This is a genomic window from Bradyrhizobium sp. GW821-FHT13H05, assembly GCF_058804065.1.
Genome location: NZ_JBXAPO010000006.1, coordinates 367645 through 383496, shown reverse-complemented (window position 1 = coordinate 383496; position 15852 = coordinate 367645). Strand labels below are relative to the sequence as shown.

15 protein-coding genes are annotated in these 15852 nt (G+C 64.4%); 10 read left to right on the top strand and 5 right to left on the bottom strand.

The genetic code is table 11. The annotated features are described in order from the left end of the window. Positions 1 to 24: 24 nt before the first annotated feature. From AC1RR3_RS21320 to AC1RR3_RS21300, 5 genes are all read right to left on the bottom strand, one after another. A complete protein-coding gene (locus AC1RR3_RS21320; RefSeq protein ID WP_492825093.1) occupies positions 25 to 897 on the bottom strand; it encodes an ABC transporter ATP-binding protein in 873 nt (290 codons plus the stop codon). Further along, complete coding sequence (locus AC1RR3_RS21315) at positions 894 to 1796, bottom strand: ABC transporter permease (protein WP_492825092.1); 903 nt, start codon at positions 1794 to 1796, stop codon at positions 894 to 896. The genes AC1RR3_RS21320 and AC1RR3_RS21315 overlap by 4 nt, the downstream gene beginning before the upstream one ends. Beyond that, positions 1793 to 3208: an ABC transporter substrate-binding protein gene (locus tag AC1RR3_RS21310; RefSeq protein ID WP_492825091.1), complete on the bottom strand. Its 1416-nt coding sequence runs from the start codon at positions 3206 to 3208 to the stop codon at positions 1793 to 1795. Before AC1RR3_RS21310 ends, AC1RR3_RS21315 begins: the two co-directional genes overlap by 4 nt. 165 nt (positions 3209 to 3373) lie before the next feature. After that, positions 3374 to 4150, bottom strand: coding sequence for a Crp/Fnr family transcriptional regulator (locus AC1RR3_RS21305; RefSeq protein WP_492825089.1), 777 nt, complete (start codon positions 4148 to 4150; stop codon positions 3374 to 3376). 202 nt (positions 4151 to 4352) lie between these two features. After that, positions 4353 to 4649, bottom strand: coding sequence for a gamma-butyrobetaine hydroxylase-like domain-containing protein (locus tag AC1RR3_RS21300; RefSeq protein ID WP_492825159.1), 297 nt, complete (start codon positions 4647 to 4649; stop codon positions 4353 to 4355). 200 nt (positions 4650 to 4849) lie between these two features. Between AC1RR3_RS21300 and AC1RR3_RS21295 the strand changes: the two genes are divergently transcribed. The 10 genes from AC1RR3_RS21295 to AC1RR3_RS21250 all read left to right on the top strand — a co-directional run bounded on the left by AC1RR3_RS21295 (position 4850) and on the right by AC1RR3_RS21250 (position 15850). Continuing rightward, on the top strand, positions 4850 to 5623 hold the full coding sequence (locus AC1RR3_RS21295) for a ferredoxin--NADP reductase (protein ID WP_492825087.1): 774 nt from the start codon (positions 4850 to 4852) through the stop codon (positions 5621 to 5623). A gap of 101 nt (positions 5624 to 5724) precedes the next feature. Next, the gene (locus AC1RR3_RS21290) at positions 5725 to 7467 is read left to right on the top strand and encodes a fumarate reductase/succinate dehydrogenase flavoprotein subunit (RefSeq protein ID WP_492825086.1); all 1743 of its coding nucleotides are present in this window, start codon (positions 5725 to 5727) and stop codon (positions 7465 to 7467) included. Positions 7468 to 7498: 31 nt separating this feature from the next. Beyond that, positions 7499 to 7732, top strand: coding sequence for a 4Fe-4S dicluster domain-containing protein (locus AC1RR3_RS21285; protein WP_008141081.1), 234 nt, complete (start codon positions 7499 to 7501; stop codon positions 7730 to 7732). A gap of 2 nt (positions 7733 to 7734) precedes the next feature. After that, on the top strand, positions 7735 to 8712 hold the full coding sequence (locus AC1RR3_RS21280; protein WP_492825085.1) for a HEAT repeat domain-containing protein: 978 nt from the start codon (positions 7735 to 7737) through the stop codon (positions 8710 to 8712). Between the two features lie 111 nt (positions 8713 to 8823). Next, complete coding sequence (locus AC1RR3_RS21275) at positions 8824 to 9996, top strand: fumarylacetoacetate hydrolase family protein (protein ID WP_492825084.1); 1173 nt, start codon at positions 8824 to 8826, stop codon at positions 9994 to 9996. A gap of 499 nt (positions 9997 to 10495) precedes the next feature. Continuing rightward, positions 10496 to 11461 (top strand): galactofuranose ABC transporter, galactofuranose-binding protein YtfQ, encoded by a 966-nt coding sequence (gene ytfQ / locus AC1RR3_RS21270; protein ID WP_492825083.1) that lies wholly within the window; start codon positions 10496 to 10498, stop codon positions 11459 to 11461. Between the two features lie 123 nt (positions 11462 to 11584). Continuing rightward, the gene (locus AC1RR3_RS21265; RefSeq protein WP_492825082.1) at positions 11585 to 13117 is read left to right on the top strand and encodes a sugar ABC transporter ATP-binding protein; all 1533 of its coding nucleotides are present in this window, start codon (positions 11585 to 11587) and stop codon (positions 13115 to 13117) included. Next, positions 13114 to 14106, top strand: coding sequence for an ABC transporter permease (locus AC1RR3_RS21260; RefSeq protein ID WP_492825081.1), 993 nt, complete (start codon positions 13114 to 13116; stop codon positions 14104 to 14106). The genes AC1RR3_RS21265 and AC1RR3_RS21260 overlap by 4 nt, the downstream gene beginning before the upstream one ends. Then, positions 14103 to 15083 carry a galactofuranose ABC transporter, permease protein YjfF gene (yjfF, locus tag AC1RR3_RS21255; protein ID WP_492825080.1) on the top strand — a complete coding sequence of 327 codons (981 nt, stop codon included), beginning with the start codon at positions 14103 to 14105 and terminating at the stop codon, positions 15081 to 15083. Before AC1RR3_RS21260 ends, yjfF begins: the two co-directional genes overlap by 4 nt. After that, complete coding sequence (locus AC1RR3_RS21250; protein WP_492825078.1) at positions 15080 to 15850, top strand: FadR/GntR family transcriptional regulator; 771 nt, start codon at positions 15080 to 15082, stop codon at positions 15848 to 15850. Before yjfF ends, AC1RR3_RS21250 begins: the two co-directional genes overlap by 4 nt. The last annotated feature ends 2 nt before the right edge of the window (positions 15851 to 15852 follow it).

Sequence of the window (15852 nt, the reverse complement as noted above, 5' to 3'; positions counted from 1 at the left end):
AAGCGGGGAGAGGTGAATCTAACTCTAAATCACATCCGCCAGCGAATGCCCGTGCAGCTTGATGTTCAGCCCCTGCAGGCCCATGTCGCTGATCTCACCGCCCATCGCCTTCAGGCTCTCCTCGCGGATCAGCGACATCAGTCCGCGGCGCAGGGCCAGAAACTCCGACGACATCATCATCGCCTGCTGCCGCGGCCGCTCCAGCGGGATCGGAATCTCCGCCTTGATCGAGCCGGGGCGCGCGGTCATGCAGTAGACCCGGTCGGACAGGAAGATCGCTTCATCAATGTCGTGGGTGACGAACAGCACCGAGATCTTCAGCCGCTGCCACATGTTGGTGAGGATCTGCTGCATGATCACGCGCGTCTGCGCGTCGAGCGCGCCGAACGGCTCGTCCAGCAGCAGCACTTTTGGGCCCGTCGCGAGCGCCCGCACGATGCCGACGCGCTGCTTCATGCCGCCGGAGAGCTTTTCCGGATAATGCTTCTCGAACGCCTCCAGACCCGCGAGCCCGAGCAGCGTGCGCGCGGCGCGCTCGCGCTGCGAGCGCGACATGCCGCGCATCTTCAGCCCGAACTCGACATTCTCGCGGACCGTCTTCCAGGGAAACAGCGAATATTGCTGGAACACCATGCCGCGCTCGGCGCTGGGGCCGTTGACGGGCTCGCCGTCGACGGTGACGATTCCGGTGGTGGGCTTGAGGAAGCCCGCGACAGCATTGAGCAGTGTCGACTTTCCGCAGCCGGAGGGGCCGACGATCGAGACGAACTCGCCGGGCTTCACATGGATCTGCGTATCCGTGACGGCCTGAACCGATCCCTCGATGCTGTCATAGCTCAGCGAAAAATTCCGGACCTCGATATGGCCCTGCGGTGCTTTGGTGAGGATCTCGTTCATCTTGACCTCCACGGCATCACCAATTGCCCGGCGCCGCGGATGAGCAGGCTCGATCCGAGGCCGAGCACGCCGATCGCGATCATGCCGAGCGCGATGTCGGCATACTGGACCAGCGAATAGGCTTCCCAGGTGAAATAGCCGATGCCGTATTGGCCCGAGATCATCTCGGCCGCGATCAGCGACACCCATGCCACCCCCATGCCAACGGTGAGGCCGGTGAAGATGTGCGGCAGCGAGGCCGGGAAATACACCTCGCGGAAGATGGATCGTTCGCGTGCGCCGAGGCATTGCGCGGCGCGCACCAGAACGGGATCGACCAGCGACATGCCGTGCAGCGTGTTGATCAGGATCGGGAAGAACGAGCCGAGGAAGGTGATGAAGACGATGCTCTGCTCGTTGGTCGGCCACAGCATGATCGCCATCGGTACCCAGGCGATCGCCGGGATCGGCCGCAGCACCTCCGCCACGGGGAAGATGATTTCATGCACCAGCTTGAAGCGGCCCATGATCAGGCCGAGCGGCACGCCGACGATCGCGGCGAGCGAGAATCCGACAAGGATGCGCCGGCAGCTCAGCAGAATGTGCATCAGGAATTTGGGATCGTGGATCGCTTTGGTGAAGCTCGCATAGACCGCGAGCGGCGAGGGCACGTTGGTGAAGCGCACGAAGAACACGACGCGATAGGTCGTGAGCAGGTGCCAGAGCAGCAGGAAGGCGAGCAGCGAGATGATGCCGATCGCAATCGCGCGCAACCCCGCCCGATTGAGCCGATACCAGCGCAGCGCGAGCGTGCCGAAGGAGGGCGGTGTTGCGGGTGGCGTAGTGGCGGGCGCGGGGCCCGCCTCTGCAATGGCCGGCATGCTGTCCTCGGAATGTCTGACGAGGGCGGGACTGCTCACGTCTTGCCTCCGCCGACTGCCGCCTTCACGGCGTCGTCGAAGCCGAGTACCTTGCCGCTGATCTTGGCGGCATAGGCTTCGGCGTCCTTCTTCAGCAGGAACGGGGCGACTTCGCCATTGCCGACCGCGAAGAAGGCCTGGTCGGCGAACAACTTGATGCCGCGGGTGGTGTCGAACACGTAGGCGACGTTGATCTTCTTGCCCTTGGCCTTGAAGTCAGCATAGGCCCCTAACGTGCAGCTGGCGGATGAGAAAGGCAGGATGCCGGCGTCATCGACCCAGACCTCGCCGGCCTTGCGCGGATCGGCGATCGGCTTCTTGCAGAAAGCATCTTCGCCAGTGATTTCGTAGTTCTTGGTGCTCGCAAGCTGGGCGTCATAGTCGAGCTTCATCTCGGCATAGGCCTTGCGGATGTAGCTGTCGTCGACCCACTTCTTCGGATCGAACTCCTTCATGCGGCCGAGGTTTTGCAAAACCTTGACGTCGGTTGCGGCCGCATCGATCAGCGCCGGCTTCACGGTCGGATCGGTCGTCATGTTGCCGCTGGGGCCGAGGAAGATGTAGACGACCTCCTTGTTGATCCCTGTCCATTCCTGGATCTTTTCCGCCGCAAGCTTGGGATCGTCGCGCAGCCACTGGTTGGCGGCGATCAGCGCCTTGAAGTAGGCGACGACGACCTCCGGATATTTTTCCGCGAAATCGGTGCGGACGACGATGCCGTGGAAGGTCGGCAGATTGGTCTCGACGCCGTCGAAGATCTTGCGCGCAAAACCGCGGAAGGGCAGCAGCTCGGCGAAGGGAACGAAGTCGGCATGCGCGTCGATCTTCTTCTCCTGCAGATTGGTCGAGCCGACCTCCGGGCTCTGGCTGACGAGCTGGAAGAAATCTGCTGCGTAGCCGCGGTCCTGCATCGCTTTGAGCACCATGCCGTGCGCGGCGGAGCCGAAGGGAACGCTGACGAGCTTGCCCTTGAGATCGGCGAGATCGTAATAGGGCGAGTCCTTGTGGACGACGAGGCCGTTGCCGGAGCCGGACAGGCTGTAGGCGGCAATGCCGATCAAGCGGCTCTTGCTCTCCGGATTGCTGTCGAAGGTGAAGCCGTTCACGATCAGCGGATAGTCGCCCATCATGCCGATCTGCAGCTTGTTTGCCATCATCGCATTGGTGACGGGCGGGCCGGACGTAAAATTCTGCCACTCCATCTCGAACTTGATGTTGGCGTACTTACCGTCCTTCGGCAGATATTTTTCGAGGAGCTTGAGCTGGCGGATCACGACGCCGGCGGTCACCGTGTTGGTCGTGGTGTCCTGCGTTCCGATGCCGAGCGTGACGGTTTCCGCCGAGGCCGGCTGCGCGATGAGAAGCGACGTCACCGACATCGCGATCGAGAGCGTGGGAAGATGGCGGACCATTCTCATCCTCATTCGGTTGGATGTGCTGTGGTTGCCATGATTGGGTGAGGGCTCGGGCAGGGCAAATCCGGAATGAGTGCCGCAGTCGATTAGTTGCCGGGAAAAGCTGATTGCATACTCCTTGGGCAGTCCTGCACTATAAAGCCGCTTGCCTGTGCACCCGCGCTAGTCGGCGCCCTGGCCGCGCATCTCCTCCAGCACGTCGGTCCGGCACACCACGATCTGCGAGCGTTTCGTGACGACGATTCCCTTCTCCTGCATCCGCTTCAGGCTGATCGTCACCCATTGCCGGGTGGCGCCGACCATGTGGGCGATGTCGGCGTGGGTGAAGGCCGCCGCGATCACCCGGCCGTCGGCATCCTCGACGCCGTAGAGCTCGACGAGATGCAGCAGCAGATGCGCAAGGCGCTGCGTGATCGAGCGCGTTCCCAGCATCTGGGCCAGCGCGGAATAGCATTTGCCCTTGAAGGTGAGGCCTTCGATGAGGCCGATCGCCAGGTTGGGGATCTCCAGGGCAAGCGACCGCAGCTCTTTTCCGGGCAGGTGCACGACGCTGCAATTGCTGGATGCAACGCCGGACCATTGATGCACGGTGCCTTCGAACACTTCGGGCCCGCCGACGAAATTGCCGACATGCCAATAAGCCAGCGTGATCTCGCGCCCGAGCGGCGAGGTGTAGAACACGCGGATGCGGCCACTCTCGATCAGCCAGATACCGTCATGCTTGCCGCCCTGGCTGAACAGCGTCTGGCCGCGGTTGAGCACTTTTCGCCGGCCCTGCTTCAGCACCAGCTCCCGCTCGCGCTGGCTGAGCTTGTCCATCAGCGGCGGCGGTCCGCCGATCCATTGCTGGTTCTCGGTGAGCAGCAGCGAGGAGCTGCCGGCAGGCCGGATTGTTGCGGGAACCGTCCTGCGAACCACGTTGGCCGCCTGCAACATCATCTGCCTCCGGAACGTTCAAACCGTTCTAAAGAGGAGCAATGTCCGTGCCAGATGAGGGCCACCAACACCGGTGTCATCGCCCGCGAAAGCGGGCGATCCAGTATTCCAGAGACGTCAATGGGATACGGAGGGGCCGCGGCGTACTGGATTCCCCGCTTTCGCGGGGAATGACAGCGGAGTTCGTGGGGCGATTTGAGGCGGGCTAGCGCCCCGCCAAACTCAGCAGATACGGCTTGGGATAAATCCCCCGATTATGTCCATCCGAAAACGAGATGTTCAGCCCGTAGCCGAGATCGCCAATCTCGGTGATGGCAATCCCCGGAAACGCGTCAGGGAAGCGGCCATCGAAGCGGGCGCGGGTGCAGTGGGCGCATTTGCAGGAGAGACGGAGCTTTTCGGCGGGCACGCTGAGCGCGTCGTCCTGCGTGGTGCGGACGAGGAGCGCCGCGAGATCGGCGCTGGCTTCATAGTCGGCCACGGTCGGTGCCACCAGGGTCATGGTCATGACGAACCTCCGGCTCTTGTCTACGTCAGCGCGGCTTCGCGCGAATAGCAACTAATTGCCAGCGCTGGCCTGTCGTCTGCCTCCTCTTCAATCACCGAACGCGAAATGTGAAACTAATCGACCGGGAATTTCACTTCCGAATTGCCGGACTCCCCTCTCTCCGAGAACGTGCGCGCAATCGACAAGGAGAGACGATGAGCGCATTTCAGAAGGAAACGGTTTTGTCAGTCCGGCACTGGACCGACAGCCTGTTCAGCTTCACCGCGACGCGTGATCCCGGCTTCCGCTTCCAGAACGGCCAGTTCGCCATGATCGGGCTGGAGGTCGAGGGCAAGCCGTTGATGCGGGCCTACAGCATGGCGAGCGCCAATCACGAGGAGGCGCTCGAATTCTTCTCGATCAAGGTGCAGGACGGCCCGCTGACTTCGCGCCTGCAGAAGATCCGGGAAGGCGACATCATCCTGGTCGGCCGCAAGGCGACGGGCACGCTGATCACCGGCAATCTCATTCCGGGAAAACGCCTGCTGTTGCTTTCGACCGGCACGGGCCTCGCGCCCTTCGCCAGCCTGATCAAGGACCCTGACGTCTACGAGAATTACGAGACCATCGTGCTGGCCCATGGCTGCCGCCAGGTTTCGGAACTCTCTTATGGCGAGCACCTCGTCGACGGCCTGCGTAGCCACGAATTCTTCGGACCCTTGATCCGCGACAAGCTCGTCTACTACCCGACCGTCACCCGCGAGCCGTTCAGGAATCGCGGCCGCATCACCGATTTGATCGCCTCCAACCAGATGTTCGACGACATCGGGCAATCAGGCCTCGATATCGAGACGGATCGGATCATGCTGTGCGGCAGCCCGGCGATGCTCGAGGAACTCCCCGCGATGTTCTCCGCGCGCGGCTTTGTCGAGGGCAATCACAGCCAGCCCGGCCATTTCGTCATCGAAAAGGCCTTTGTCGAGCGCTGAGGCGCAAATCGCGTCCCGGCGACAACTAATTGCTATCGCCGGAACGCCCCCTGAACAAGTCTGATGCAAAGGCGCCGGACCCGGCGAACCAGGAGCAAGCGATGGCACTAGATCAGATCGTCGACGGACTTTCGGAGGTTTCCTGCGATGTGCTGGTCATCGGCGGCGGCACGGCCGGCCCGATGGCGGCGCTGAAGGCGAAGCTGAAGAACCCGAAGGCCAATGTCGTCCTGCTCGAAAAGGCCAACGTCAAGCGCTCCGGTGCGATCTCGATGGGCATGGACGGGCTGAACAACGCCGTCATCCCCGGCTATGCGACGCCGGAGCAGTACACCAAGGAAATCACCATCGCCAATGACGGCATCGTCGATCAGAAGGCGGTCTATAAATACGCCCAGAACTGCTACAAGATCATCGAAGAGCTCGACAGCTTCGGCATCCGCTTCCTCAAGAACGAGAACGGCGACTATGCCGTCAAGAAGGTGCATCACATCGGCACCTACGTTCTACCGATGCCGAACGGCGAGACCGTGAAGAAGGCGCTGTATCGCCAGCTCCGCCGCGCCCGCATCCTGATCTCCAACCGCTACATGGCGACGCGGCTGCTGAAATCCGCCGACGGCCGCATTGCGGGCGCGATCAGCGTCAACACGCGCACGGCAGAGATCCTCGTGATCAAGGCCAAGGCCGTGATCCTCTGCATGGGCGCCGCCGGCCGCCTCGGCCTGCCGACCTCGGGCTACATGTTCGGCACCTACGAGAATGCCGCCAATTCCGGCGACGGCTACGCCATGGCCTATCACGCCGGCGCCGCGCTCGCGAACCTCGAATGCTACCAGATCAATCCGCTGATCAAGGACTATAACGGCCCGGCCTGCGCTTATGTCGCCGGTCCCTTCGGCGCCTTTACCGCGAACAACGAGGGCTCGCGCTTCATCGAATGCGACTACTGGTCCGGCCAGATGATGCTGGAATTCTACAACGAGCTGCTGTCAGGCAAGGGCCCTGTGTTCCTCCAGCTCAAGCATCTCCATCCCGACACCATCTCCGAGATCGAGTCCACGCTGCACAAGGTGGAGCGTCCCACGCGCGGCCTGTTCCAGCAGGGGCGCGGCGTCGACTACCGCAGCGAGTCGATCGAGATGCACATCTCCGAAATCGGCTTCTGCTCCGGCCACAGCGCCTCCGGCGTGTTCGTGGACGACAACGCCCGCACCACCGTGCCCGGGCTCTACGCCGCCGGCGACATGGCGAGCGTGCCGCACAACTACATGCTCGGTGCCTTCACCAACGGCGCGGTTGCCGGTACCGATGCGATGGAGTTCGCCGACAGCCACGACTTCGCGGAGTTCGACGCCGCCGATGTCGCCAGGGAACGCGACCGCGTGCTGGCGCCGACCAAACGCGAGGACGGCATTCCGCCGAACCAGGTCGAGTACAAGACAAGGCGCCTCGTCAACGACTATCTCCAGCCGCCAAAAGTCACGCGCAAATACGAGCTCGGCATGCGCCGTCTCGCCGAGACGCGGCAGGACATGCAGGAGCACATGATCGCCCGCAACGCGCACGAATTGCTCCGCGCGCTCGAAGTGCAGTCGATCATGGATTGCGCCGACATGGCGGTGCATGCCTCGCTCTACCGCGAGGAGAGCCGCTGGGGCCTCTATCACTGGCGCACGGATTTCCCGGAGAAGGACAACGAGAACTGGTTCTGCCACACGTTGCTGTCCAAGCAGGACGGCAAGATGACCAGCGAGAAGCGCGCGGTGGAGCCCTACGTCGTGCCGATCGCCGACGACGAGAAGGACCTCTACGACAAGCAGCGCATTCGCGCGACCGCCTGATCCACCGCACCATAGCAACAGGAGACATCACATGCCTCTCGCGTCCTATCAGACATCGGTTCCGGTGGTCGTCGACGACGCCAAGTGCATCGCCGACAAGGGCTGCACCGTGTGCGTCGACGTCTGCCCGCTCGACGTGCTCCGCATCAGCGACATGACCGGCAAGGCCTACATGGCCTATGACGAGTGCTGGTACTGCATGCCCTGCGAGGCGGATTGCCCGACCGGCGCCGTCACCGTCAACATTCCCTATCTGCTGAGGTGATCATGTCGAGCCCGTTCGAGTCCTATGACGATCTCGAAGATGCCGACGAGCGGCTTCAGGCCGCCGACCCCGGCGAGCGCCGCGTCGCCATCATCGCGCTCGGCCATTCCGGCGATCCGGCGGCGGTTGCGCATCTCGCCAACATGGTTGCCGATCCCGACGCCGGCGTGCGCCAGCAGGTCGCGATGGCGCTCGGCGAGTTCGATGGGCCGGAGGCCGCAGCTGCGCTGGTCAAGCTGCTGGTGGACCCTGAAAGGATCGTGGCATCGGCCGCAGCCGACAGCATGGCCGAGTTCAAGGATCCGGCCTGTGCCGAAATCATCCTGCCGCTGGTCAAGCACGCCCACGCCTTCGTCCGCATGGGCGCGCTGCGCGCGCTGAAGGAGCTTCGCTGCAAGGACACGCTGAAGCCGGCGCTGGAAGCGCTCCAGGATGCGGATGCCGCCGTGCGCGTGCAGGCGATCGGCGTGATCGGCTTCCTCAAGCTCGAAGAATCCATCCCCGCGCTGACCGCGTTGATCAACGATCCCGATGCCCATGTGCGACGCGCCGCCGTGAGCGCGCTGGCCTTCTCGCATCTGAAACCGGCGGCCGAGACGATCACGCGTGCGCTGAAGGATTCCGACTGGATGGTGCGCGAGATGGCCGCGGAAACGCTGGGTCTCAACGTCAACGGTTCGCTCGCAGCCGACCAGCTCGTCACTTCGCTTGGTGACGAGTTCTGGCAGGTCCGCCTGAAGGCGATCCGCAGCCTCGGCAGGATGAAGATCGAACGCGCGGTGCGCCCGATCGGCAATTGCATCAACCACGACCAGGCCAATTTGCGGAAAGAGGCGGCTGCCGCGCTCGGCGAGATCGCCCATCCCGACGGCGAGGCGTTTTTGGCCGTCATCGCTGATGATGCCGATCCTGACGTCCGCAAGAACGCGCGCTGGGCGCTGCAGCAGATCGCGGCTCGCAAAGCGCGGGCAGGGGCATAGCGGGTCTTCGCTGCCGGTCTGGACTTCCCCCGCCAGACGTTTATTGGTCTTCGCCAATGCGATCGGCTGCTGTGAAAGTGGCCGGTCCGAAAAACAGCGAGGACGCCGGCCATGACGACACTGTCCGTTAAAGACCTTCTCCCCGAAGATGGAACGAAGGGGACGCTGGTCGGCCGCGTCTGGCTGCCGCAGGCGAACGGCCCGGCCGTGGTCGCCGTGCGCGCCGACGGCGTGTTCGACGTCACCGCCAAATTTCCGACTGTCAGCGCGCTCTGCGAAGAGGACAATCCGGCCAAGGCGCTGGCCGCTGTCAAGGGCGAGCGCATCGGCGATCTCGACGCCATCGTGGCCAATACGGCCCCCGATGGGCGCGACTCCAAGAAGCCATGGCTGCTTGCGCCGGTCGATCTCCAGACCCTGAAGGCTGCCGGCGTCACCTTCGCGATCTCGATGCTGGAGCGCGTCATCGAGGAGCGCGCCAAGGGCAATCCGGCCTCCGCCGAAGCGATCCGCAAAGAGGTGACGCGGCTGATCGGCGACGATCTGTCAAAGCTCAAGCCCGGCTCGGACCAGGCGATGCACCTGAAGCAGGTGCTGATCGACCAGAACGCCTGGAGCCAGTATCTCGAGGTCGGCATCGGTCCCGATGCCGAGGTCTTCACCAAGGCGCCGACCCTGTCCTCGGTCGGCACCGGCATGGATGCCGGGTTGCATCCGAAGTCGACCTGGAACAACCCCGAGCCGGAACTGGTGCTGTTCGTCTCGAGCCGCGGCAGGATCGTCGGCGGCGCGCTCGGCAACGACGTCAACCTGCGCGACTTCGAGGGGCGCTCGGCGCTGCTGCTGTCGAAGGCCAAGGACAACAACGCGTCCTGCGCGATCGGCCCGCTGCTGCGGCTGTTCGACGACACCTTCTCGCTCGACGACGCGCGCAAGCTCGACATCAGCCTGAATGTAAAAGGGACGGACGGCTTCGTCCTCGACGGCCATTCCTCGATCAGCAAGATCAGCCGCGACCCGACTGACCTGGTCGAACAGACCATCGGCAAGGTCCATCAATACCCTGATGGTTTTGTACTCTTCCTCGGCACGATGTTCGCGCCGGTCAAGGATCGTGATGCGCCGGGGCAGGGCTTCACCCACAAGCGTGACGACATCGTTACCATCGCCGCACCGCAGCTCGGCAAGCTCGTCAACCGCATGCGCACCAGCGACGAGTGCGAGCCGTGGACGTTCGGCATCGGCGCGTTGATGAAGAATTTGGCGCAGCGGAAGCTGATCTAGCGCTGGTTTTTTTCGCCTCTCCCCGCACGCGGGGAGAGGCCGGATCGCATCGCAGATGCGATCCGGGTGAGGGGGACTCACCACGAGTCGATCTGGTCGATAGACGCAGAGCTCCAACCACGCCGTCATTACGAGCGCAGCGAAGCAATTCAGAGTGCCTCCGCGGACAGATGCTGGATTGCTTCGCTGCGCTCGCAATGACGAGGAGGAGAGGTTGCGAGTCCCATTCTCACCATTTTCGCTCACCGCACCGTCACTCTCGCAACAGCCCGCATCATTTTCCTTCATCTCCCCGTTGCATCCTTGGAACAAAATCGCGCTGAGCATGTCATAGAACCGCCCAGCCCCGCCGACGCGTGGTTCCCTCCAAATAGTCAGATAATATGACTAGTCGGAACCCATCTTCCGTGAAATAGTCCCTTCCGCCGCCGCAAAGGCCGGCCTTCGGGTGCCATGCTACCAATAGGCTCCCGAGATAAACACTTGGGAGACACGCCTGATGACCCTCAAAGCCCTCTTTGCGGCCAGCGCCACGGCCGCGCTGCTGCTCGCGCTGCCGGCGAATGCCGCCGAGCTCACTATCGGCTTCTCGCAGATCGGATCGGAATCCGGCTGGCGTGCGGCCGAGACCTCGGTCTCCAAGCAGGAGGCCGCCAAGCGCAAGGTCAATCTCAAGATTGCCGACGCCCAGCAGAAGCAGGAGAACCAGATCAAGGCGATCCGCTCCTTCATCGCGCAGAACGTCGATGCGATCTTTCTCGCGCCGGTCGTCTCGACCGGCTGGGACTCGGTGCTGAAGGAGGCCAAGGAGGCCAAGATTCCGGTCGTGCTGCTCGACCGCGACATCGATCCCTCCGGCAAGGAGCTTTATCTGACCGCCGTGACATCAGACAGCGTGCACGAAGGCGAGGTCGCCGGCGACTGGCTGGCCAAGACCGTCGGCGCCAAGGCCTGCAACATTGTCGAATTGCAGGGCACGGTCGGCGCCAGCGTCGCCGCCAACCGCAAGAAGGGCTTTGACACCGCCATCGCCAAGCACGCGAACCTGAAGGTGGTGCGCAGCCAGACCGGCGACTTCACCCGTGCCAAGGGCAAGGAGGTGATGGAGAGCTTCATCAAGGCCGAAGGTGGCGGCAAGAACATCTGTGCGGTCTATGCGCACAATGACGACATGATGGTCGGCGCGATCCAGGCGATGAAGGAAGCCGGCCTCAAGCCCGGCAAGGACATCCTCACCGTCTCGATCGACGCGGTCCCCGACATCTTCAAGGCGATGGCCGCCGGCGAAGCCAATGCCACGGTCGAGCTGACGCCGAACATGGCCGGCCCGGCACTCGATGCCATCGCGGCCTTCAAGGACAAGGGCACGGTGCCGCCGAAATGGATCCAGACGGACTCCAAGCTCTATACGGCGGCCGACGATCCGCAGAAGATCTACGACAGCAAGAAGGGCCTCGGCTACTGAGGCGCGCCGCGCCGCCGGACTGCTCCTTGTGGTCCGGCGGTGCAAGCCCCTTCGAATCCGCTGCGCGACCGCATAGGCTGGGTGTCCGCATCATAAGCGGGCGCCGGTGGGAGTGAATTTGCCATGGAGAACAGCGCTTCCCTGCTGGAGGTGCGCGGGATCAGCAAGAGCTTTGGTGCGGTGCGTGCGTTGCAGGAGGTCGACTTCACGCTGCGCGCCGGCGAGATCCATGCGCTGCTCGGCGAGAACGGTGCCGGCAAGTCCACGCTGATCAAGGTCGTCACCGGCGTGTTCCCGCGCGATGCCGGTATCGTCAGGCTCGGTGGCGAGGAGGTCGCGCCGCGTTCGGCCAAGGCCGCGCTTCAGGCCGGCATCGCCACCGTCTACCAGGAGGTCAATCTGCTGCCGAACCTCTCGGTGGCGCAGAACCTGTTTCTCGACCGCCAGCCGATGCGGTTCGGCATCGTGCGCGAGGGCGAGATGCGACGCCGCGCCAAGGCGCTGCTTGCGGATTTTGGTCTCGACATCGATGTCGCGGCACCGCTCGGCAATTATTCGGTGGCGATCCAGCACGTCACCGCGATTGCCCGCGCCGTGGATCTGTCCGCACGCGTACTGATCCTGGACGAGCCGACCGCGAGCCTCGACCGCCACGAGGTCGAGATCCTGTTCGGCATCATGCGGCAACTGGCCAAGCGCGGCATCGGCATCGTTTTCGTCAGCCACTTCCTCGACCAGGTCTACGAGATCTCCGACCGCATCACGGTGCTGCGCAACGGCCGCCTGGTCGGCGAGCGCGAGACCGCCTCGCTGCCACGGATCGAGCTGATCCGGATGATGCTCGGCCGCGAGCTGGCCGAGACCACCAGCGCACGGGCGGCGACGCGCGAGCCTCAGGCGCGCGATGTCTGCGCGAGCTTCGAGAATTACGGCAAATCAGGCTATGTCGCCCCGTTCAATCTCGAGCTGCGCCATGGCGAGGTCGTCGGCCTCGCCGGCCTGCTCGGCTCGGGCCGCACCGAGACGGCGCGGCTTGTGTTCGGCGCCGAGCGCGCCGATCGCGGGCAGGCGAGGGTGGAGGGGGCGCCCGTGCGGCTCCAGTCGCCGCGCGACGGCGTGCGCCACGGCTTCGGCTATTGCCCGGAGGAGCGCAAGACCGACGGCATCGTCGCCGAGCTCACCGTCCGCGAAAACATCGTGTTGGCGCTCCAGGCCAAGCGCGGCCTTCACCGGCCGCTGTCGCGCCGTGAGCAAGACGAGATCGCGCGCCGTTACGTTAGGATGTTCGATATCCGCCCGCCCGATCCGGAGCGACCTGTGGGCCTGCTCTCCGGCGGCAACCAGCAAAAGGTGCTGCTGGCGCGCTGGCTTGCGACCTCGCCGCGGCTGCTGGTGCTGGACGAACCAACGCGCGGCATCGACGTCGGCGCGCATGCCGAGATCATCCGCCTGATCCGCGAGCTCTGCGATGACGGGCTGGCGCTGCTCGTGATCTCCTCCGAGCTCGACGAGATCGTGACCTATTCGGACCGCGTCGTCGTGCTGCGCGACCGCGCCCATGTCGAGGAGCTCGCCGGCGAGGCGATCGACGTCGGCAACATTCTCGCCGCCATCGCCGCCGATAGCGTCGCTGTTGCGCTTGAGGCTCACACATGACCGCGCTGCTGCCGCGCCGCGGCCTTGCCCAGATCCTGGCGCTGATCGTCATCCTCGCGGTCGACCGCGTGGTGTCGCCGCAATTCTTCGATCTGCGCCTGCAGGACGGCCGCCTGTTCGGCAGCCTGATCGACGTGCTCAACCGCGGCACGCCGGTGGCATTGCTCTCGCTCGGCATGGTGCTGGTGATCGCGACGCGCGGCATCGACCTCTCGGTCGGTGCGATCATGGCGATCTCGGGCGCGATTGCGGCGAGCCTCGCTGACAGCCACGGTCTCCCGGTCGTGCTGGCGGCCGCGCTCGGTGCGGGCCTCGTCTGCGGATTGTGGAACGGCTTTCTCGTCGCCGTTCTCGGCATGCAGCCGATCGTGGCGACGCTGATCTTGATGGTGGCCGGACGCGGCATCGCCCAGCTCATCACCGAGGGGCGCATCGTGACGTTTTCCTCGCCGGACCTCGTCTGGCTCGGCAATGGCTCGGTGCTCGGCCTGCCGGTGCCTGTCGTGATTGCCCTGGGCATGCTCATTCTCACCGGCGCGGTGGTTCGCGGCTCGGCGCTCGGGCTCCTGATCGAAGCGACCGGCGGCAATGCGCGGGCGAGCGAGCTTGCCGGCGTCGGGACCCGCGCAATGATATTGGCGGTCTATGTCTGGTGCGGCGTCTGCGCCGCGCTCGCCGGCGTGATCGCCGCCGCGGACATCATGGGCGCGGATGCCAACAATGCCGGCCTCTGGCTCGAGCTCGACGCCATCCTCGCCGTGGTGATCGGCGGCACGTCGCTGTTTGGCGGGCGCTTCAGTCTTGTCCTGGCGGTGCTCGGCGCGCTGATCATCCAGACCATGAACACCGGGATCCTGCTGTCGGGCTATCCGCCGGAGTTCAACCTGCTGGTCAAGGCGGTGGTCGTGCTCGCGGTGCTGCTGCTGCAATCGCCGAAGTTCTCGGGGCTTGCCGGTATCGCCTCGCGGCTGTGGAGGACGAAACCATGAAAGGCCTGCCGCCGGTCCTGATCACGGCGATCGTGCTCGTCCTCGGCTTCGCGCTCTGCGCCGTGCAGTTTCCCAACATCGCCTCGACGCGTGTGGTCGGCAATCTCCTCACCGATAACGCCTTCCTCGGCATCGTCGCGGTCGGCATGACCTTCGTCATTATCTCCGGCGGCATCGATCTGTCGGTCGGTTCGGTGATCGGCTTCACCACGGTGTTCGTGGCGCTTGCAATCGAGCGCTGGGGCGTGCCGCCGCTGGTCGCTTTCGTCGCGATCCTCGTGCTCTCGGCGGCCTTTGGCGCGGCGATGGGCGCGGTGATCCATGTCTTCGATCTGCCGCCGTTCATCGTCACGCTGGCCGGCATGTTCCTCGCCCGCGGCGCGAGCTTCCTGCTCTCGACGGAATCGGTACCGATCACCGCGCCGATCTACTCCACCGTCTCGGACTTTGCCTTGCGCATGCCCGGCGGCGGGCGTTTGACGGCAATTGCGATCATCATGCTCGTGATCGTGATCGGCGGTGCCTTGCTGCTGCATCTCACCCGGTTCGGCGTCAACGTGTACGCGCTCGGCGGCGGCCGGACCACGGCAAGCCTGATGGGCGTTGCGGTCGGCAAGATGACGATCAAGATCTACATGCTGTCGAGCCTGCTCGCAGGCATCGCCGGCATCGTCTTCTCCTTCTACACCAGCGCCGGCTATTCGCTCTCGGCTGTCGGCGTCGAGCTCGACAGCATCGCCGCCGTCGTGATCGGCGGCACGCTGCTCACGGGCGGGCAGGGCTCGGTGATCGGCACCTTCCTCGGCGTGCTGATCCAGGGCATGATCCAGACCTACATCAATTTCGACGGCACGCTGTCGAGCTGGTGGACCAAGATTGCGACCGGCGTGCTGCTGTTCGCCTTCATCGCACTTCAGCAGGGGCTGGTGGCGCTGGCGCGGCGGCCGGTGACGAAGAGCGCGGGAGCCGCCTCATGACCTCGCGCATTGTCGTGATCCCCACGCGGCGGGCCCACTCCAACCACGCGGAAGTGGCGCGCTCGATCGGCGTCGACATCATCGCCGGCCGCTACGCGGAGGGGACGCGCCTGCCTGGTGATGCCGAGATGATCGCGATGTTCGGCGTGTCGCGGCCGGTGCTGCGCGAGAGCGTCAAGACGCTGGTCGCCAAGGGCCTGCTCACGACCAAGGCGCGGGTCGGCACCGTCGTGCGCGAGCGCGCCGCCTGGAACATGTTCGACGCCGACGTGCTGGCCTGGCATCTGGACGCCGGCATCGACAAACGTTTCCTCAACGACCTCGCCGAGATACGTCTCGCGGTCGAGCCGCGCGCGGCCGTGCTCGCTGCACGACAGCGGTCCGAGGAGGATGTCGCCGAGCTGCGTCGCAGCATGGAGCGGATGCGGCGGGAAGCGTCGGACTCGGTGGGCTTCGCCGATGCCGATCTCGCGCTTCACGTTGCCGTGGCGCGAGCCTCCGGCAATCTGTTCATGCGCTCGATCGGGCATGTCATCGAGGCCGCGCTGCGCGCCTCGTTCCTGCTCAGTGCACCGGTTGAGACAGAGGACCGCGACACCGTGCTGCTCTGGCACCAGAAGATCGTCGATGCCATCGCGGCCGGCGATGCCGAGACGGCATCGGAAGCCATGGTCTACGTCATTCACAACGGCATGCGCCGCCACGAGGGCACGGCGATCGTAACAGCCCCGGCCGAGGCGTTTCCGTCAGCGGATACTGGAGAATAAGC